Annotated in this window: 11 protein-coding genes; 7 read left to right on the forward strand and 4 right to left on the reverse strand. The window is 67.5% G+C overall.

Annotated elements, in window-relative coordinates; genetic code table 11:
* Positions 1-35: 35 nt before the first annotated feature.
* Complete coding sequence (locus P7L68_RS17385; protein ID WP_372000225.1) at positions 36-1,670, forward strand: 3-(methylthio)propionyl-CoA ligase; 1,635 nt, start codon at positions 36-38, stop codon at positions 1,668-1,670.
* A 240-nt stretch (positions 1,671-1,910) separates the two neighbouring features.
* Here the strand turns inward: P7L68_RS17385 and P7L68_RS17390 are convergent, their stop codons facing one another.
* Complete coding sequence (locus P7L68_RS17390; protein WP_372000227.1) at positions 1,911-2,204, reverse strand: SCP2 sterol-binding domain-containing protein; 294 nt, start codon at positions 2,202-2,204, stop codon at positions 1,911-1,913.
* Positions 2,205-2,510: 306 nt separating this feature from the next.
* Here P7L68_RS17390 and P7L68_RS17395 point away from each other — a divergent pair, with 306 nt between their 5' ends.
* On the forward strand, positions 2,511-5,102 hold the full coding sequence (locus tag P7L68_RS17395) for a response regulator (RefSeq protein ID WP_372000229.1): 2,592 nt from the start codon (positions 2,511-2,513) through the stop codon (positions 5,100-5,102).
* On the opposite strand, the gene P7L68_RS17400 is transcribed toward P7L68_RS17395, so the two are convergent.
* Positions 4,985-5,935, reverse strand: coding sequence for a hypothetical protein (locus P7L68_RS17400; RefSeq protein WP_372000232.1), 951 nt, complete (start codon positions 5,933-5,935; stop codon positions 4,985-4,987). The two genes, P7L68_RS17395 and P7L68_RS17400, sit on opposite strands and share 118 nt — an antisense overlap.
* Before the next feature lie 36 nt (positions 5,936-5,971).
* Here P7L68_RS17400 and P7L68_RS17405 point away from each other — a divergent pair, with 36 nt between their 5' ends.
* The 5 genes from P7L68_RS17405 (at position 5,972) to P7L68_RS17425 (ending at position 14,184) form a co-directional block, all read left to right on the forward strand.
* The gene (locus P7L68_RS17405; RefSeq protein WP_372000235.1) at positions 5,972-7,660 is read left to right on the forward strand and encodes a GspE/PulE family protein; all 1,689 of its coding nucleotides are present in this window, start codon (positions 5,972-5,974) and stop codon (positions 7,658-7,660) included.
* A 65-nt stretch (positions 7,661-7,725) separates the two neighbouring features.
* Positions 7,726-8,952 carry a type II secretion system F family protein gene (locus P7L68_RS17410; RefSeq protein WP_372000237.1) on the forward strand — a complete coding sequence of 409 codons (1,227 nt, stop codon included), beginning with the start codon at positions 7,726-7,728 and terminating at the stop codon, positions 8,950-8,952.
* A complete protein-coding gene (locus P7L68_RS17415; protein ID WP_372000239.1) occupies positions 8,949-11,687 on the forward strand; it encodes a hypothetical protein in 2,739 nt (912 codons plus the stop codon). The genes P7L68_RS17410 and P7L68_RS17415 overlap by 4 nt, the downstream gene beginning before the upstream one ends.
* Positions 11,684-13,462 carry a hypothetical protein gene (locus tag P7L68_RS17420; RefSeq protein ID WP_372000241.1) on the forward strand — a complete coding sequence of 593 codons (1,779 nt, stop codon included), beginning with the start codon at positions 11,684-11,686 and terminating at the stop codon, positions 13,460-13,462. The genes P7L68_RS17415 and P7L68_RS17420 overlap by 4 nt, the downstream gene beginning before the upstream one ends.
* A complete protein-coding gene (locus P7L68_RS17425) occupies positions 13,462-14,184 on the forward strand; it encodes a type II secretion system protein (RefSeq protein WP_372000243.1) in 723 nt (240 codons plus the stop codon). The genes P7L68_RS17420 and P7L68_RS17425 overlap by 1 nt, the downstream gene beginning before the upstream one ends.
* A 180-nt stretch (positions 14,185-14,364) precedes the next feature.
* Here P7L68_RS17425 and P7L68_RS17430 read toward each other — a convergent pair whose 3' ends face one another.
* Together P7L68_RS17430 and P7L68_RS17435 are read right to left on the reverse strand one after the other, a co-directional pair.
* Positions 14,365-17,724 (reverse strand): ATP-binding protein, encoded by a 3,360-nt coding sequence (locus P7L68_RS17430; protein ID WP_372000245.1) that lies wholly within the window; start codon positions 17,722-17,724, stop codon positions 14,365-14,367.
* A 371-nt stretch (positions 17,725-18,095) separates the two neighbouring features.
* Positions 18,096-20,222, reverse strand: a complete 2,127-nt coding sequence (locus P7L68_RS17435; RefSeq protein ID WP_372000247.1) for an elongation factor G — start codon at positions 20,220-20,222, stop codon at positions 18,096-18,098.
* Between the last annotated feature and the right edge of the window lie 307 nt (positions 20,223-20,529).

The following is a 20,529-nucleotide window of genomic DNA, read 5'->3' on the forward strand; positions in this document are numbered from 1 at the left end:
GGAGCTGCGCCACTGCATATCCCAAGGGAGGATCCATGCGCGGCCAGATGATGGACACGCAGCTTCTGATCGCACCGCTGATCAGGAACGCCGCCAGGTTTCACGGCGACGTGGAGATCGTGTCACGGACCTGCGAAGGCCCCATCCACCGCTACACCTATGCGGACGCCTATAAGCGCGTGCAGCAGCTTGCGAATGCCTTGGCCTCGCGCTTCGGCATCGCCATGGGCGACCGCGTCGGCACCCTGGCATGGAACGGCTATCGCCATTTCGAGGCCTATTTTGCGGTGTCGGGCATGGGTGCAATCCTGCACACGATCAACCCGCGCCTGTTCCTTGAGCAGATCGAGTACATCGTCAATCATGCCGAAGACCGGGTCATCCTGGTCGACCTGACCTTCGTCCCGATCATCGAAAAGCTGATCGGCAAGATCCCGACGGTCGAGGCCGTGGTCGTCATGACCGACCGGGCCAACATGCCCGAAACCTCGATCCCGAATGCGATCTGCTATGAAGAGCTGATCGCGGATCAGTCTGACAGCTATGACTTCCCGACCTTCGACGAGAACACCGCCTCGTCGCTGTGCTACACCTCGGGCACCACGGGCAACCCCAAGGGCGTGCTCTATTCCCACCGCTCGAACGTGCTGCATTCCTACGGCGTGTGCATGACCGACACGCTCGGCATCTCGGCGACCGATGCCGTGCTGCCGGTGGTGCCGATGTTCCATGTCAATGCCTGGGGCCTTCCCTATGCCTGCCCGATGGTCGGGGCCAAGCTGATCTTCCCCGGGCCGCGGCTGGACGGCCCCGGCCTGGCCGAGTTGATCGAGATGGAGCGCCCGACGGTGCTGGCCGGCGTGCCGACCGTGTGGCTCGCCCTGCTCAACCATCTGGACGAGATCGGCCGGCGCATGGACGGCGTGCGCATCGCCGTGGTCGGTGGCTCGGCTGCGCCTGAGTCGATGATCCGTAAGTTCCAGGAAAAGCACGGCACCTTCCTGCTCCATGCCTGGGGCATGACCGAACTCAGCCCGATCGGCACCGCCTGCACCTTCAAGGCCAAGCACCTGTCGCTGGATCAGGAGGCGAAGTACAAGCTTCAGACCAAGATCGGCAAGCCGGCCTATGGCGTCGAAATGCGGATCACCGACGACGAAGGCAATGAACTCCCCAATGACGGTGTCGCCTTCGGCCATCTGAAGGTTCGCGGTCCCTGGGTTCTCAAATCCTATTTCCGCCGGGATGACGAGAACATCCTCGACGAGGACGGCTGGTTCGATACCGGCGACATCGCGACGGTCGATCAGGACGGCTATGCCCAGATCGTCGACCGCGCCAAGGACGTGATCAAGTCGGGCGGTGAGTGGATCAGCTCGATCGATCTGGAGAACGCGGCGGTCGGCCATCCCGACGTCAAGGAAGCGGCCGTCATCGGCGTCGCTCATCCGAAGTGGCAGGAGCGCCCGCTGCTCCTGGTCATCCGGCGCGAAGGCGCGACGCTCGACAAGCAGGGCATGCTCGATTACCTGGAGACCAAGGTCGTGAAGTGGTGGCTGCCCGACGATGTGATTTTCGTCGAGGAGCTGCCCCACACCGCCACCGGAAAGCTGCTGAAGCTGAAGCTGCGTGAGGCCTATGGCGACTGGCTGATGAAGCAGGCCGGCTGATCCGGCGACCGTCGGCACACGCACACACACGAAGCAGGGCGGTATCCGGGAGGATGCCGCCCTGCTTCGTTCAGATCCGCCCCTTGTCCCGTACCGGCCACGAAAAAGGGGATGCAGCCATAGGGTCTGCATCCCCTCGCCTGCTTCCGGGGGGATCTGCCGGGCACATCCGTGCCGGCAGACGGAAGCATCGGATCACCAGCTGCGGGTATCGGGCGATACCCGCAGCCGGTCGAATTTTCAGAGAATGGACGACAGCTTCATCGCCACCGCCATGTCGCCTTCGACCTTCAGCTTGCCGGTCATGAAGGCCATGGTCGCCGACAGATCGCCGGTCATCAGCCGGTCCAGGGTTTCCGCCGAACAGCGAATGGTGCAATCGGCCTCCCGATCCGCCGCTGAAACCTCGGCAGGGGTGGACCGGCCGTCAATGAAGATCGTGCCGTCCTCAAGCTCGAACTTCACGGTCGCCCCAAGGGCACCGCCCCTGGCTGCCTTTTCCTGCATACGCCGGACCAGATCGTCTGTGCTCATGCTTCCCCTCCCCGTACAGGCCGGCTTCAGCCGGTCGCTGATTAACGTTAACGTAAACGTAAAGATTGACGACGTCAAGCGCACCCTCTTCGCAGAATGCCTGCCCGGGGCCTGTGGTTCCAGCCGAATGGCGTGCATACACACATTATTATTTCCGACATATTTCAACTTTTGATTGTGTGAGAAAATACGTCGTTGCAAGTACCGCGGCATATCACGTCGGTGTAAAATGCAGCTCTCGACAGGCGGCACGACCGGCGACGGGGAGCGGCACGCCATGGACTTCACCCAGGGACCACCCGTCACATGTTCATGCAGCATTGGGGCCCGTTGCTGCTGCCCTTGATACAAAATCTGGGGGTGGTCGCGCTTGCCGCAGTCGCCTTCGGCGCTTTCGGACAGTGCCGCCTGCAGATGAGCCGGCTGACCCGCGGGATCGTCGTCGGCCTGATCTTTGCGGCTGCCGCCCTGATCTCGATGATGATCTCTGTGGAGATCGCTCCCGACATTGCTTTCGACGGCCGGGCCATACTGGTTCTCTTGTCTGCACCATTCGGCGGCCCGGCAGCCACACTGGTGGTGGGTGCGACGACGATTGCGTCACGGGTGCTGCAGGGCGGGCCGATTGCGACCGGAACGGCGCTGTCGCTGGTGATTGTCAGCCTTATGTCGGTGGGCTGGTGGGCGCTGCGACGCAGAACCGGCATCCGCATGACCGATCTGTTCATTGCCGGCGCCCTGGTAGGTGCTCCAGCCATGGTACTGGTCCCGACCATCCACGGCCTGATGTATGACGGGCGCCTGCTGAAACAGTTCGCCCCCCTCCTCTTCCTCAGCGGATTGATCGCCACCGTGGTCCTGGGTGGACTTCTGACGGTTGAACGCCGGCGTCTGACCGCGGAACGGGCCCTGGCGTCGGAGCGACGGCGCTTTCAGGCGATCGCCGACAACGTACCGGGCGCAATCCTGCAGATCCGCCTGGATCCGGGCGGCGATATTGCCGTGCTCTACGCAGGCGCCGGCATCCGCAATCTGACCGGCGGCCTTTCGCCCGACATGATCCGCTCCGATCCGCAGCAGCTGGACGAAATGGCCCTGCGCGACGACCAGCGCCTGCTGCCCGCCATCAGAGCCGCCATCCGCGGTGATATGCCACCCGGCTTCGGCCTGCCGCTTCCCGGCCGCGACGGGGTGACGCGCTGGGTGCTCCTCTATGCCACCACGCCGCGCCCCACGGCCGATGGCTGCCTGATCGCCGACGTGCTGGCGATCGACGGCACCGGCCTGCATCGCATCGAACAGGATCTGCGGACCGCACGCGCATCGGCCGAACGTGCCAACGCCGCCAAATCAATGTTTCTGGCCAATATGAGCCATGAACTGCGCACCCCCATGACCGGGGTTCTGGGCATGCTCGACCTGCTGGCCGGTACCGATCTGGATGGTCGCCAGCGGCGCTGGGTAACCGCGATGCGGCGGTCGGCGGAAGGGCTGATGACACTGCTCAACGATATCCTCGATCTCTCGAAGGTAGAAGCGGGACGCCTGGTTCTGCACGAGGAGCCGGTGATGATCGGCCGGCTGCTGGACGACGTCGTCGGGCTCTTCGAGGGCCGGGCGTCGCAGAAGGGCATCAATCTGTCGATCCGCCGCGGCCCCGGCGTTCCCGAGACGGTGCTGGCTGATCCGATGCGCCTGCGGCAGGTGCTGATGAACCTGGTCGGCAATGCCATCAAATTCACCGAGACCGGCTTTGTCGAGATCCGCGTCGACTGCAAGGGCGAGGGGGATCATCCGTCCTTCCTGTCCATCGCCGTCGCCGATACCGGCATCGGCATTGCCGCGGATGCACTGGATGCGATCTTTCAGCCCTTCGTTCAGGCGGCGGATCGCTCTGATGCCGCCGCCGTTCAGGGCGATGCGACACCCCCCTCGGGGACCGGTCTGGGCCTGGCCATCTCGCGCCGGCTGACGGCGGCAATGGGCGGTGAGCTCACCGTCGACAGCCTGCCCGGTGTCGGGTCGGTCTTCACGATCATGCTCCCCTGCCGGACCCAGGGCGGACACGCGGCCAGCCGCCGGGGCGATTCCCGCTCCCCCTCCCGGCCGGCGGACAGTCACAACGCCGGCGCATTGATGGCCGTCGCCGGTTTCAAGGGCCGCAGGCTCCTGATCGCCGAGGACAATCCCGTCAACCGGGAGCTCCTGAACGAAGCCCTGCAACGCATGGGCTTCGACGTTGCGATCGCAGAGGATGGTGCGGCTGCCGTCGAGATGTCTGCCCGTACCGCCTTCGACGCCATCGTCATGGATATGCAGATGCCGCGGATGGACGGCGTCACGGCAACCCGCCGGATCCGCGCACGGTCGGGGAAGGACGGCCAGGTGCCGATCCTGGCCCTTTCCGCTGATGCCATGCTTGAGAACCGGTCACGCTATCTCGATGCCGGGATCAACGCCTTTGTGGCAAAGCCCGTGAACTGGGGCGAGCTGCGCGACACCCTGGCCACTCTGCTCAACGACGATCCCCCGTTGGCCGGGCCCGAACCGGAAGACGGATCGTCAGGAGATGCCGGCGGGATGCCCCCGGTGCTCGACCCGGTACGGCAGGGTGAGATTGAAAAGGCCCTTGGTGCCGAACGGACACGCGCCCTTTACGGCATGTTCGCGGAAAGCGCGGCCAGCACCCATGAACAGATCGCCGTCGCTGCAACGACGGGGGATGCAGATGCATGGAGAAGTGGGCTGCATGCCCTCAAGGGCCTGGCAGCCAATTATGGCTACCAGCGTCTGGCCGCCGCCTGTGCATCGCTCGAAGTGGAAGTTCCTGACGTAACGGCTGCGTCCCGGCTTGAGACCGAGGTGACGGCCGCCCGGGCAACCATCAGGGCCAGCTGATTATCCTCTGCCCTGCGCTCATGGACTGCGGCCGCATCCATCATCGCCTGGTCCTCCTGGCCGGGGCCGGTGGTGGCGGCTGGGCAATGGATGCCATGCAGGCTGGTGAATGCCGGCTCTGCATAGGCAAGAATCCGGTCATCGAACCTGTCGGGCCCTGAGGCCACGAACGGCACGACTGCGAAAACCCCGTCATCATCGGCGTTTTCCGTCTCGGCCTCCGACGCGGTGCCGGGTGCCCGCCCACCCCCGGCCAGCCATGCTCCGCCGCCCGGGCCATGTGCCACAAGCAACACCACGGGGTGCTGCGGCGAGGCCCCTTCCAGCGTCAGCACGTCAAAGCCATCGGCACGCCCGCACCAGTCCGCCAGATCCACGGTCTGCGTCGCACGGGCATCCACGGCATAAGTGAAGGGCCGCGACCAGCCGTCCTGAACCGCTGCCGCCGGCAGTCCAAGGCTCGCAGCCGGAACCTGGCCGGTTACCGCGCCGCTGCATGCGGCCTGCGCGATCCCGTCCGTACCGCTTGCCGGACATGGCAGATGTCCGCTCCGGGCTAGTTCGGCTGCCAGCACGGCCATGACCGCCGCCATGCGCCGATCGGTCGACGCGCTTCGTGCCGAGACGGTTTCCGCGCGCAAGAGCGGCAGAACGCTGCCCAGAAGCAGGGCAAGCACGAACACGGCAACAGCAATTTCCACCAAGACGAAACCGTCTTCGGTATTCACGCGCCTCAGGCGATTTCGACTCGACAAATCGTGACCCCTTGCGTATGCAATCTTTAAAGGAGATGTACTTGATAACAATACATCTTGAACGATCTTTATCCACATCTTTTGGTTTAATTGTATAGGTGGTGGATTTTCATTATGAACATGATCAACGGTAGCAATTCAGAGACTAGCGGACGGGATCTGGCCGATGCGTTGATGGCACGCGGCCTGCTGACTGCGGATGCCGCCAGACTGGTCCGGCGCGAGGCGGGTCGCCTTCCCGGCGGATCGCTGCTTCGTGCAATCGAACATATGGGACTGGTCGACGAGGCCGATCTCGTAGCGGTACTGGCCGCCGAGTCAGGTCTGGCAGCCTGGCCGGGCCATCCGGTTCCATCGGATGCGGCCGGGCTTTCGGCCGAGATGCTGGTCACCGCCGGTGCCGTTCCGCTTGGTGTCGAACAGGGCGAACTGCTACTCGCCATGATTGATCCCGACGACCTCACTGCGGCGGAAACCATTCGCCGCAGGCTGGGCCATGCAGGGCAGCTGCGACGGATGGTCATCGGGCGAACCGCCTTCGCACGGCTGATCGGCCGGTTGCATCGCAATGACCCGATGATCGATGCCATGATCGCGGCGGCGGCCGGCAGTGGCGCCACCCCAGGGCTGACCATCGCCGCCGAGCATATGCCCGAAGATCCGTTTCGCGACCGGCCGGTCGCCGATGCCGAAGAAAGTGCGGTGACGCGCCTCGCCGATATGTTGATCGCTGCGGCCGTCCGGGCCGGTGCTTCCGATCTGCATCTCGATCCGGCACCGGGGCATCTGGGCATCCGCTTGCGGATCGATGGCGTTCTGACACCGTTCCGGCTGCTGGATGCCGCCATCGCATCGGGCCTCGTTACCCGCTTCAAGGTGATGGCGGGGCTGGATGCAGTCGTCACCCTGCGCCCCCAGGACGGGCGGATCACAAGCAGGATCGACGGGCTGGCGGTGGAAATCCGCGTGGCGACCCATCCCACCGTCCACGGCGAGGCGGTGGTTCTCAGGCTGCTGGATGCTGACCGCCGGCTGCGACAGCTCGACGGCCTGGGCCTCACCTCCCGAATCGTCGAGGGGCTGCGCCGCATTGCCCGGCGGCCTGACGGGATCGTGGTTGTGGCCGGCCCGACCGGCAGCGGCAAGAGCACCACCCTGCGCGCCCTGACCGGCCTGATAGATCGCCGCCGGCTGGCGGTCGCGACCCTGGAGGATCCGGTGGAATACCCGCTGGACGGGGTGCGCCAGACCGATCTGTCACGCCTGCCGGAGTTGAGCTTCGCCGACGGTATCCGGTCCCTGATGCGCCAGGATCCCGATGTTCTGCTGGTCGGCGAAATGCGTGACGAGACCACCGCAGCCATGGCCTATCGTGCCGCCGTGACCGGCCACCGGGTCTATACCACGCTGCACGCGGGCGATGCCCTGGGCGTCATCGACCGGCTGCGTGATCTGGGTCTGGCGCCACGCCGGCTGGCGGGTGTTCTGGCCGCCGTTCTGGTTCAACGGCTGGTGCGGCGCTTGTGTCCGGACTGTTCACCCGCACCGGGGATGGCAGGTCGCGGCTGTCCGGCCTGCGGTTTCACCGGTTTCCGCGGCCGGGTGCCAGTCGCCGAACTGCTGATCCCCGACGATGCCTTCGACGACCTGCTTGCCGGGGATGCGGCACGGCCGCATCTGGCCGCATATCTGGCCCGATGCGGTCATCAGAGCCTGCTGGCCGATGCCCGCGAGATCGAGAGACACGGCCTCAGCACCCGCGGCGAAATCGAGGCGGTGGTCGGGCCGCTTGACCGGCCATGATCGACCGGCCCGATCCCATGCTCCCGACCACCTGTCCGCCGATGGCAGATATGCCGGATGCCGCCATGCGCCGCTGGCGGTTCCGGGCGATCGATGCCGAGGGCAACCTGCTGCACGGCCGCATTCTGGCCGGCGATGTCGACACGGCCCTCCGCCAGCTGGAAGCGCGTGGGCTCGACCCGCTCTCCATCCGTCCCGTTCGGGAAGGGTTGGCCCTGGTCTGGCAGGGGCTTACCCGCTCCGGCAGCCTGGTGGCGGGCCCGGCCGAACGTCATGCCGCACTTGCCGAAGCCTGGTCTGCGGCGGGTCTGCATCTGGCTGCCGCCCGTGACCTGCCGGCGGCGCTGGATGCCGCGGCCCGGGGTGGCATCTCCCACGCCGCGGCCCATGGGTTCACCGGCATGGCCGCAGCCATCCGCGCCGGACGGAGCCCGGCCGAGGCCGCGGCGGCGGCCGGGCGGGATCTCGGGCCGGTGGCCGCAACGGTGTTTGCGGTTGCCACACGCACGGGGCGGCTGACCCCGGCGATTGACGATCTTGCCCATCATCATGAAACCGAGGCCCTGATCCATGCCCGGATCGCCCGGGCATTGCGCTACCCGATCGTGCTGGGTGCCACCACCTTCGCCTCTCTCGTCGCCCTCATCGGCGGCGCGCTCCCCGAACTTGCCGGTCTGATGACCGAACTCGGTGTTGCGGGCGATGACCCGACGCTGCAACTGGCCATCGCCATCGGTGCCGCGCCCGGCCTCGCAATCGGGGCGATCGCCGGCCTGCCCACGGCACTGCTGGCAGGGCTGCTGATCGCCCGGCGCCATCCGGCCATTGCCCGGCGGATCGACCGCTGGACACCGATCATACGCCTGCGCCATCAGCTCGCGGCGGCCCGCAGCCTGCGCGCCCTGATCCTGGCCGCAGAGGCCGGCGCACCGGTCACGGAGGCACTGGAACTGGCGGCGATTGGTGCCGCAGATCCCGAACTCGCCCGACAGATCGGCAATGTCCGCCGCCTGATCATTCGCGGGGTTCCGCCGGCCGAGGCCTTCGCCCTGCTCGAACCCTGGCCTGCCGTGGCCCAGGCGCCACTGATTGCCGGTGCAGCAGCCGGCCGGCTGCCCGATGCCGCCCGCAGTGCCGCCCGGGCGCTGGACCGCAGCATCGAGCGTTCGGTCGATCGGCTGACCGCCCTGCTGGAACCCGCCCTGGTCATGTTTCTGGCCCTCATCGTCGCCGGCATCGGCCGGCTGGTGCTGGGTGCCCTGTATTCCGGGCTGGCGGAGGTCGGTGGATGAACCTGCGCACGCACTCCTCAGCCCGACAGGTTCTGCTGCTCGATCGGGGCGGCCGGCTCTGGCTGGCGACACGGGCCCCGGACGGCGTGGCCCTGCACCCGGGTCCGGAAACGCCGGCCGACTGGCGCAGCCTTGCAACGATGGGGCGGCGTGAAGGGCTGCGCCGTACGCTGCCGCTGGTCGTGGAAGACGACCGACCACGGGTTGCGACCATTGCCCTCCCCCGGCTGGGCCGGCGGATCCGGCAGCAGATCGAAGCCCGCCGGATCACCGCCGCCGCAGGTGAACTTGGCCTGGATCAGGGCTTCGTCGCCATCAGCCCCCTGCCACCCGGCAGCGGAGATGGGGGTGGCGGCACGGGCACGGATCCGGGCATAGATCCGGCCCGCCGGCCGGACAGGCGGGCGCTCGTTTTCGTCGCCGCCTCGGCGGAACTTCAAGCCTGCACCAGGGCTGCGGCCATTGTCGGGCTGCATCTCCGGCCTTTGCCGCCGGTGCTGCCGGCCGGGATGGCCCTGGCAAAGGAGCACGAGGCACGGTGGCTGGCCCTGCACGTGCCGGTATCACCCGACCAGTCGTCGGACGCCGGGATCGATCAGATCCTCTGCGAAGCAGGTCTGCCGGTCTTCGCCAGCCGTCGCCCGCTATCGGGCCTGCGACCCGTCGAAGCCGCCATGGACGGAAGCCGGGCGGTCCGCCGCCATCTTCATCGACATCACGCCACCCTTGATCTGATCACGCTGCTGATCGACGACCACGCCCCGTTGATCGCCCCATCCCCCGACAGGGAAGAGATGGCGCTGCGTCATCATCAACCGCCATTCCTTACCATGCCGGACCCCACCATCCCGGACAGAGACCGTCTGCCGGGCCTGCTCACCCGTCTGGCTCTTGCCGCCCTGCTTGACGAGACCCCGCCGCTGCGTGTCCAGGCCTTCGGACCGATCCCGGCAACCGGCACGGTCGCCGCCCGTTCCTGGCACGATCAGCCGATGCGCATGCGCAATGCGGCCGCGCCCGCTGCCGCCATTCTTCTGTCTGCCGCCCTGATTCTGCCAGGCCTGCAGGCGGCCGGGCTGGTCGACGAGGCGATGGTTGCCGCCCAGCGCGATCTGATGCTCGCCACGGAGTTCGATCTGCGCAGCGCAGCAGCCGGCGGCACCGATGCCGGACGTCTGGCCCATGCCACACGGGTCGCCTCTGCCCTGGGCGGACTTGCCGCCATGGAACAGGCGGCACCGGTAGACCTGCTCTGCGTGCTGGACCGCCTGGCGGTGCTCAGGCCGGAAGGCCTCGCCATCACCGGGCTACGTCATCAACGGGGCGGCAACGGTACGGAAGCCGGCCGGCTGATGCTCGACATCGAGATCACCCGCAGCGATGCCGCGGCAGCCGAGGCCCTGCGGCGGGGCTTTGCCGGGACCGTCACCACCGCCGGGCTCGGCATGGCCGCGGTTGCCGATCCGCCACCCGGTCCGAACGGCCGCCCGCCTCTCACACGCCAGCCCCCGGCATTCAGCGGCAATGGCCAGGAGGATCCTGCCGGGGGCACTCTGCCCGAAGGCAGCCCTTTCCGCGGTCAGTTGATCCTGGCACCGCTGCCCGCCGATGCCGGCAGGTCCGGGGCGGCATGCAGACCGCGGCTTTCGGCACGGCGCTTCGGCTTGCGTGCAGCCCGCCCGGCCGCGGTGTCGGCGGATGGCAGCCCGGGCCGCCGCCCGGCCGGGCGCTCGCGCCGGCTGGCGGGGCTGGCTCTTGGCGCTCTGGCCGTGATCGTCGCAGATCTGAGCATGGCACTGAAGGTGGAGCGGGCACAGGCTCATGCCGAGAGCCTGGCCCGAACCGCCGAGGCGGCAAGAGCCCGTTTCAGACAGGCAGAAGCGGCGGCTTGGCGGCTCGGCCCCGGTGCCGGGCGGCTTGCCGCAGATCCGCGGCCGCTGTTCGGGCCGCCGGCACCGGCACCCTTGCTCCGGCAGCTGAATGATCTGGCCCTGGCCGCCGGTATCGGAACCATCCGCCTGTCGCTCGCCGATGCACCGGCCGAGACGGTGACGCCGCGGCCGGCAGATCGGCGGCTGCCCTATCCGCCGACGGCAGAGGCTCTGCCTCTGCTTCGGCCGGTTCTGGTCACCGCAGAATTGACAGCGCCCTCGGATGCCGAAATCCGTGCCGGGCTTGTGGCCATGCGTGCCGCGCTGCCGGGTCGCGCCGTGATCGACCGCCTGGATCTGGCCGACCGCCCGGATGAAGGCCTGGCGCATGCCCGCGCCGTATTGCGCTTCGCCACCATCGATCAGGCCAGCCTGCCGCCCCGGCCCGACGGTCCGGCCGGGGATCCGCTGGCCACCCTCCTCGCCCGCCACGACCTGGCGATGCCCGTCGTCCTGCCCGACAGGCCGGGAACCGTGGTCGCCCTTGCCCTGGAGCCGGCGGCACATCAGCGTCGGCTGACCGGCTCCGACCGGCCGGCCGGGAATGAACCGCCCCCGGTCGCACGCCGCATCACGCTCGACGGCATCGCGCGCGGGCCGGGGCCGGACTGGCGCATCTGGATCAATGGCCAACGGATCGCCAGGGGAGAGCAGGGTCAGAGAGATGCCCCAGTCGTCGAAGCGGTCGGTCGCGACACCGTCAGCATCCGTCTGGCTGAAGGTCGGGTCGTGGTTCCTCTCGCCCTTGGACAGCGGATCTGTCTGGGTATCGACGGGGTACTGCCTGATGAGGTCTGTCCATGACCGGTATGCTCTGCCCCGCCCGGCCCTTCCTGTCTGTCCTTCTTGTCCTCGTCCTCACCGCCTGCGGCACTGCCGATCTGCGCGACCGGGCGCTGGGCCTGGACCGCCGCGACTATCGGGCGATCGGGGGCGCGCCGGCAGCGGAACCACCACCGGGGGTCAGACAAGCTCCGCAGACGATACCGCCGGCACCGCTGCCCCCGGAAGACGATGACGATCCGGACGATCCGGCCCCCGATCCGGAGGCCCGGGCAATCCTGACACGCCCGGTCGATATCCGGGTGGCTGGTCAGATCCCGATCGCCGAGGTGGTGGAAGATCTGGCCCATCAGGCAGGGGCGGGCGTGGTGATCGATCCGGCCGTCAGCGGCATGGTCAGGGTCAGCCTCTCTGGTGTACCGCTCGGCAAAGCACTGGCAGCGATCGGCCGCCAGGTGAATTTCGTCTACCGGATCGAAGGCGGGGTGCTTCTGGTCGAACGCGACCGGCCGGTGGTCCGCATCTACCGCATTGATCAGCCCGATATGGTCCGCCGGGTGGATGGTGGTGTCGCAGCCTCGTCAGAACTCGACACCGTCGGCACCGGCAGTGGCGGTACAGCCGACCGCAACGGCTCGTCCATCGCCATCCGCAACCAGACCGACGGCGCCTTCTGGAACGATGCCACCCGAACACTGGCGGCCGCCCTTGGCATCGCCGGTGATGACGCCGCCCAGATCGCAGATCCGGCGGATGACCGCCGCCCCCGATTGAGCGTGAACCCGCGCACCGGCGTGATCGCCGTCTATGGCGATCGCGGTGCCCAGGAAACCGCCCGCCGGGTGATCGCCGGTCTGCGCCGCACCACCGGGCGGCAGGTCCTGATCGAAGCCCGTGTCGTAGAGGTGGCGCTCGACGAGGGCTACGAGGCCGGAATCGACTGGTCGGCAATTCTGTCGGGGGATGTCACCATCTCCGGCCGGTTCGGCGCACCGGCCGCCCGGATCGCGAACGGGGTCGACGACGTCCTGGGCATTCGGGTCTCCGGATCTGATATCGACGCCCTGGTCGGTCTGGCCGCGCGCTTCGGTGCGGTGCGCACGCTCTCCAGTCCGCGGCTCACCGTGCTCAACAACCAGACGGCCCTGCTCAAGGTGGCCGAGAATGCCGTCTATTTCACCCTTGATGTCGAGCGCGAGACCGACGACGACACCGGCGACGTGACCCTGACGGTCAATTCGAAGCTGAACACGGTCCCCATCGGGCTCGTGCTCAGCGTGCAGCCGGCGATTGCCGCCGACGAGCGCTCGGTGGTCATGACCGTGCGGCCGACCATCACCCGCATCGCGCGCGAAGTCGCCGATCCGGGCGTCGCCATCGCCTCGCAGAACCAGGTGGAGAGCCTGGTACCGGTGGTGGAGGTCCGCGAGCTGGACTCGGTTCTGCGCATCCGGTCGGGCGAGATCATGATCATGGGCGGGTTGATGGAAGAACGCGCCCGCTTCGATGAAAGCGGCGCTCCGGTGCTGAAGGATCTGCCCTGGGTGGGGCGGCTGTTCCGCGCCGATACCGATGCCAGCCATACGGTGGAGCTGGTGGTCTTCCTGCGCGCCACGATCCTGCGCGACGACACCGGCGGCACCATCGCCCCCGCCGATATCGACCTCTATCGCGGCTTCACCACCGATCCGCGGCCCCTGCCCTTCCCCGCGCCTTCCCCCTCCACACCGCCTTCCCCCATGCCGGCACCGATACCCGGCCGGCCCGTTCCTGAAAGCGAAAGCGAGCCACAGTGATGAGCATCCGCACCCGTTCCGCAGCCGGGCATTCCGGCTCCAGACAGTCCGTATCCGGGCCTGACGTATCCAGGTCTGGCATAACCGAAGACGATCGCGGCTTCACCCTGGTCGAGGTGGCCATTGCGCTCGTCGTCATCGCCCTGCTGGTCGGTACGGTTCTGCAGGCCCAGGGCATGGTCGGCAACAGCCGCGTCCAGGCCTTCGTATCAGAGGTTGGTGCCATCCGCACCGCGTTCGGCCAGTTTCAGGAACGCTATGGCGCCCTGCCCGGCGACTACGCCGATGCGGCAGCACTTGCAAGCGGCGTCGCGGCCGGCGACGGCAATGGCACACTGTCAGGCGACGGCGCCAGCCAGGAGAGCCTGAATGCCTGGCGTCATCTGACCGCCGCGCAGTTCCTGACCAATCTCAAAATGCCGCCGGCGGGTACATCCGCGCCGTCCACGCCACTGGGTGGACAATACCAGCTGGTCTCGGCGACGGTCGGAGCAACGAGCGGCGTCTGGCTCAGGATCGGCAGCATGACCACCGGTTCAACCACTGGTAATTCAACGCCCTTGCTGAGCGTCGATCAGGCCCGTCGGCTGGATGCGGAACTGGATGACGGACTGCCGGGTACCGGATCGGTGGTCACCAGCACAGCCGCCTGTCAGGTGACCGGCAGCAATATCTACAATCTGGCTGCAACGGATACCTGCCTTATTCAGGTGCTGATGTAGTGGGGTCGGTCCGGCCCTGCCCTTCTGTGGCGATGCTGGTGCGTGTGGCGGTTCTGGCTACGGCTCTCTCGGCTCTGGCCCTGCCGCCACCGCCGCCGGGCGATCCGCTGCCGCCGGAGCCGGGACCGCCTGTCCTGCAGGGACGGGTTTCGCGCATGATCACCCCGGCGCGGGATGTCATCAGCCCGACGATCCCACCACCCAGCGCCCACCGCGACCGGCAACCCGCGCCGCAGGCAGATGAATCGTGACGGTGGTCCCCTGGCCCGGCCGGCTGTCGAGCAGCAGCCGGCCGCCATGCAGCTCCACGATTGCCTTGGACAGGGGCAAGCCGAGCCCGGTGCCTTCAAACCGGCGGCTCAAGGCACTCTCGATCTGGCCGAACGGGGTCAGCACCTTCGACAGATCACCAGGTGCGATGCCGATGCCCGTATCAGTGACGGTGATATCCATACCGCCATCCCTGCCCGGTACCGCCGCCACAGTCACCCGGCCGCCCGGTTCGGTGAACTTCACCGCATTGGACAGAAGATTGAGCAGCACCTGCTTCATGCGCCGCTCATCCACCAGAACGGGCGGCAGGCCGGGTGGCAGCTCGGTCTCCAGGGTGATCCCGCCGGCATCGGCGCGGGCCTGAACCATGCCCCGGGTCCGGGCGACCATTGCCCTCAGATCGACCGGCCTCTCGTCCAGATCCAGCCGGCCGGCTTCGATCTTCGACATGTCGAGGATATCGCTGATCACCGCCAGCAGATGGCCGCCACTCTCGGTAATATCGCGGGCGTATTCCAGATAGCGGGGATTGCCGACCGGACCAAGGGTCTCCAGGGCGATCATTTCGGAAAAGCCGATCACCGCATTCAGCGGCGTGCGCAGTTCATGGCTCATATTGGCCAGGAATTCGCTCTTTGCACGATTGGCGAGTTCGGCCGTTTCCTTGGCCTCCAGCAGGGCCGCCTCGGCGCGTCTGCGCTCTGCGCCCACCAGGGCAAGGGCGATCAGATCAGCCAGGGAGCCTATGAAATTCACCTCGTCCTGGGCCCAGTGACGGGACGTGCCGAAATGTTCGCAACACAGGATACCGACCACCCGGCCATCCACCCGGACGGTCGCGTCCATCAGGGCACCCAGCCTGTCGCCATAGCGCGGCAATGTCATCACCTCGGCCATCGCCGGGTGGTCCCAGGCATCCCCCACGACCAGAACGCGTTCAGGCAGCAGTGCCTCAAAATAGCGCGGCATACCGGCCACCGAGATATGCTGCCCATCCGTCGGCAGATGACTGCCGGCACGCGCGTCGAAATGATCGATGCACATGAAATCGACCGGATCGGAAGACCGGCTGTCCGTCCTGACCGGCATCGTCCCCGCCAGCCAGACGGAGACCCGGCCGACATCGATGATCTCTGCCGCCGTTTCGCTGACGACCCGGATGACGCTGGCAGGATCGCCTGTGAACAGCCCACCGCCATGGGCGATCGCGGCAATGGCCCCGTTCTGACGGCGCAGGCGGGTTTCGCGGCTGCGCAGCGCATCTTCGGCCATGCGCCGGTCGGTAATGTCGTGTACGACCACCAGCAGGGATGCCGCACCGCCATAGCGCAGGGCACAGGCGCTGAGCAGCCCCCAGAAGGCACGATCTCCGGCCCGGATCATGGGGGCTTCGACCCGCTCCGCCGCGGCCCGGCCGCTCAACTCGGCCATGATCAGCGCCGCCGCCCCCGGGTCTGCGAACAGCCGGTCGAAGATCAAACCGCCTTCGGTCTGGCCGCCGACCAGATCGTCCAGTCCGAAGGCGTCTACCGCCGCACGGTTGGCGAAGAGCAGGCGCCGGCCCTCCTGCATCACGATCAGCATCGGCAGCGGCGCCGCTTCCGCAATTGCCCGGAACCGCTCTTCGCTTTCGGCCAGGGCGCGTTCACGCCGACGCACATCGGTCGCATCGCGGGCAACGACCACCAGCCCGCCATCGGCGGTGGCACGTTCGCTCAGTTCCAACAGGCGGCCATCGGCCATGCGGACATCGACCAGCGCATCGCTGCGGTGGTGGACGATATCGCCATAACGACGCATCGCCGTCTCGACCGAAAACCGGCTGTCGCCACCATAGGCACCGCGATCGACCGCGGCACGCACCAGATCCTCTAGCAGGGTGCCGGGCACCAGCAGGTCGGCGACCACCTGAAACAGATCGACCATGCGGCGGTTTACGATCACCAGCCTGAGGTCGCGATCATAGATCGCGATCCCCTCACGCGTGCTGTCCAGCGCATCCAGCATCAAGCGATGTGCGGCCCAGGCCCGGGCTTCCGCTTCCATACGATCGGTGATGTCCGTCGAAACACCACGATGGCCGATCACCCGACCACGAGCATCCAGGATCGGCCGCCCCGCTTCTTCGATCACCCGGCGGCGCCCATGAGCATCCAGCAATTCATAACGCAGACCGTCGAAGGCGACACCGGCCGCCATCTCGTCCAGGTGCCGTCGCCAGCGCCGCTCTTCGGCGCGCCGCCAGGCCATGGCCGGCAAATCGGCGCGACGGGTGCCGATCAGCCGGTCGGCCGGAATCCCCAGTCGATCCACGATCCGGCGGGAGACGTAGATGAACCGGCCATCGGCATCGGTTTCCCAGATCCAGTCGCTGGCGATGCCGGCGACATCACGGAAGCGCTGCTCCTGCTCACTGAGCCGCCGGTTGCGGTCCGCAAGCAGCCGCGCATTATACGTCAGGCTTCCCACGGCCAGCCGCGCCCGGGCGGCCGCACTCCAGACCAGCGCCGACATCAGCAGAAGCGCGATGACGACCAGCGGCACCGTGCTTTCCAGAAGCGTCCGGCCAGGCTGATCTGGCCTCCAGGTGAACCAGGCGATGGGGGTTCCGTCCGGACCGTCCAGCGCCAGTGCAGCGTCACTCTGCGGCATCGCCAGGGTAAGGGTCACCTCGGGCAGGCCCCCGATCATGTCATGGCCCGGGAAATACCGGTCCAGGCGCTGAAAGATGACCAGCGCCTGACCGGGGGCCGCCATCGGGGGAACCGTTCCGTTGGTCACGAAAGGTGCAATACGGGCGGCGACGGCAAAGACGATGCTGTCACCGATCCTGATCGTCCGTTTCACGGCCTGCGGCTCCGGCCCGCCGGTCGCCAGTGCGGCTTCAATCAGGGGGGCAAGCATCGATGGCAGGGTATTGATCTCGGTCCCGGAAAATCTTTCGCCGACGGAAAGATAGACCGGCGGTCCCGACATCCCCATCACAAGGCTGCCGTCGACGGCGAAGGTCTGGCGCAGATAGGCCCCGAAATTGTCGTTGAGCCAGGTGTCGTCGACGGGCGCCTGCGTCGCGATGACCGCCTCGTCCCACCAGGCATAATCGACGACGGTACGCTCCAGGGTCGACATCCGGGCACTGAGCAGATCGCGGATCAGGCGCTGCTGCTGGTTAAGGGCCGCCTGGTCCTGCACCCCGGCTGCGGTTACGACGATTGCACCGACAAGAACCAGCCCGATGGCCATCACCCCCAGGATGGGCCGGATCAAGCGGCCAAAGCTGACATCAGCCGGGGTGGCAGCAGAATGGGACAGCGGTGCCGAGGCCCCGCCGTGATCGTGATCCGCTGCTCCGGCCGCCGTCGTCGGCGCGGATGAAATCTTGTCCCGATGCCTGCCGATGCGCACCTGCGCGATGCCCTCTCGCGATCGGAGCCACGGGCCCCTGCCGTCGTCGCCTGCCGGTCGCCATCCCCCCACGACCGCGCTCCATCATCCAGCCCGGGAAGTGTTGCAGGCCCCCGAGGCGGACGCAAGGCGGAGCCCGGCATTTTTCCAGACCATGCCGGAGATGTGCCATCGCCCGGTACCGCACAGGGACCGGGCGATGGCAGATGACAGCCGGTGCACGTGCCCGGTGATCAGGCGGCGTGGGTTCTGGCCAGCTTCTCCCCCAGTTTGCCCGGCACCTCCTGGAGCACGGCCTCCCCGGCTTCGATCACTGCCAGCCCCTGGGTAGCGGCCGCCAGATCATCGATCAGCCGGGGCAGTTCTGCGTCGGGTACCATCGCTTCCAGCCGGTCCCAGCCCACGGGCTGGGCCACCGCCTCCAGGCCCAGGATCTGGCCGCGGGCGGACTGGATGGCGGCATGCATGCGGGCGGTGGCACTGCCCGGTGCCGTCATCCGCACCGGCCGCACCGGTTCCAGCAGTACCGGATCCGCCTCGCCCAGGGCCTCGGTCATCGCCATACGGGCAGCGGTCCGGAAGGCCATGTCGGAACTGTCGACCGCGTGATGCAGACCGTCGGTCAGGGAGACCGCCAGATCGACCACCGGGAAGCCAAGCGGCCCGGTGACCATCGCGTCGCGCACCCCCGCCTCCACGGCGGGCACGAAATTGCGGGGCACGGAACCGCCGACGGTCCGGTCCTCGAAGCGGAAACCTTCACCGCGGCCCAGAGGGGTGAGTTCCAGCGACACATCGGCAAACTGGCCATGGCCGCCGCTCTGACGCTTGTGGCGCGCCCGGGCCGCCGCCGGCCGGCGCGGTGCCTCGCGGAAGGCGATCCGGGGCGGCCGGGCCTCCACTTCGATCCCGAAGCGCAGCTTCAGCCGCTCCACCGCCAGGGCCAGATGGCGGGCACCCTGGCCGATCAGCACCGTTTCGGACATGTCGGGGCGCGCATCGATCCGATAGGACGAATCCTCTTCCACCAGCCGCGCCAGGGCAGCACCCAGCTTGGCTTCATCGGCGGCGCGGGCGGCCGCCAGCACCAGCCCGGCCACCGGCATCGGCACATGCCGGCGCCCTTCGGCAATCACGCCTTTGGCATCGACCGTCACGCCGACGGGCACGTTTTCAAGCCGGGGCAGCACCACCACCTCGCCCGCGACCGCCGCATCGGTGCGGCGGATCATGGCCGGGCCGTCGAACATGCCGATCTGGCCCAGACGCTGACCGGCAAAGTCATCCCCTTCGGCCAGCCGGCCCGACCACAGCCGGGCGATCCCGACCCGGCCCAGATGCGGCAGATGCAGCACCTTGAACAGCCGGGCCCGCATCCGGCCGTCATCATGTCCGCGCAGGACCGCATCTTCCCCCTCGTCCTCGGTATCGACCGGGTCGAGTACGCCTTCGCGGCAGGCGGTGACGGCGACACCCGGGGTCTCGTGGCGCAGCGCCTTCATCAGCCGCCGGACCCCGAACCCTTCAAGCGCATTGCCGAAGAACACCGGCACGATGGTCTCGCGGCCGAATTCCCGGCCGAGATCGCGATAGATGGTCTTGCGGTCGGGATGGGTTTCCTCAAGCAGCTGCTCCAGCAGCACATCGTCGAAATCGGCCAGCGTCTCAAGCATCACCTGCCGGGCCTCCTGCTCGCGGGCGCTGAGCGAGGCGGGCAGCCGCACGACCTCCGACGCCGATCCGGGGCGATAGCGATAGGCACGTTCGCTGGCCAGGTCGACATGGCCGACCACCCGCTCCTCGCCCGAGGCGCTGCGCTCGCGGATCGGCACTTCGCGCAGCACCAGCGGCCGGCGGCTGGCGGATTGCAGGGCATCGAGGATGGTGGCGACACGCACGCTCAGGGTGTCCACCTTGTTGATGAACACCATGTGGGGAACACGCATCTCCTCAAGCAGGGTAAAGATCGGTGCCAGCGCCTCAACCCGGGCAGGATCGGGGTCGCAGACCACCACCGCCACGTCGGCGACCGTCAGGCAGTCGCGCATATCCTGGCGGCAATCAGCGGCGCCGGGGCAGTCGAGCATCGTCCAGCGTTCGCCCAGATAATCGATACGGGCGGTATTGAGGGTAAGCCCGCCCGAGATCTGGCCGCGCGCCTCGGGCCAGGCATCGCCCCGGGCGGTGCCGTCGGCCACCCGGCCAAGCCGGCCGGTGGTGCCCGAGATCCACAGCATGGCCTCAAGCAGGCTGGTCTTGCCGGTTCCATAAGGTCCGATGAGGACGGCGCATCGCGGCGCCGCTGGAACTCTGTCGGGCATGGCCCCCGCGGGCCTGCCCTCTGCCGTGTTGGTGGACATGGCATCCTCCCCAGCATCCGGAACGGATGGAGGTCGTCCGATGTCGGGTGTTACAGGCGCGGGCGGCAGGACGGGAAGTCGGCACGAAAAGGCACGCCACGCGTCGAAGCGGATCGGACGATCCGTCCCTTCCTTGGCAGCGGAACCGTCGGCGGCGATGCAGGATGCCCGCAGCGAAGGCGGCCCCGTCAGATCGCGGGCCGTTCCGTATCGCCATCGGGCGATATGACGGCCTCATTACATTCCGATGCTCGCGCGGCCGGCCGGCCGAGGCAAGCGAAACCGTCATCCGATGCCGATCTGTCGC

The sequence above is a fragment of the Tistrella mobilis genome (assembly GCF_041468085.1).
Lineage (GTDB): Bacteria > Pseudomonadota > Alphaproteobacteria > Tistrellales > Tistrellaceae > Tistrella > Tistrella mobilis_A.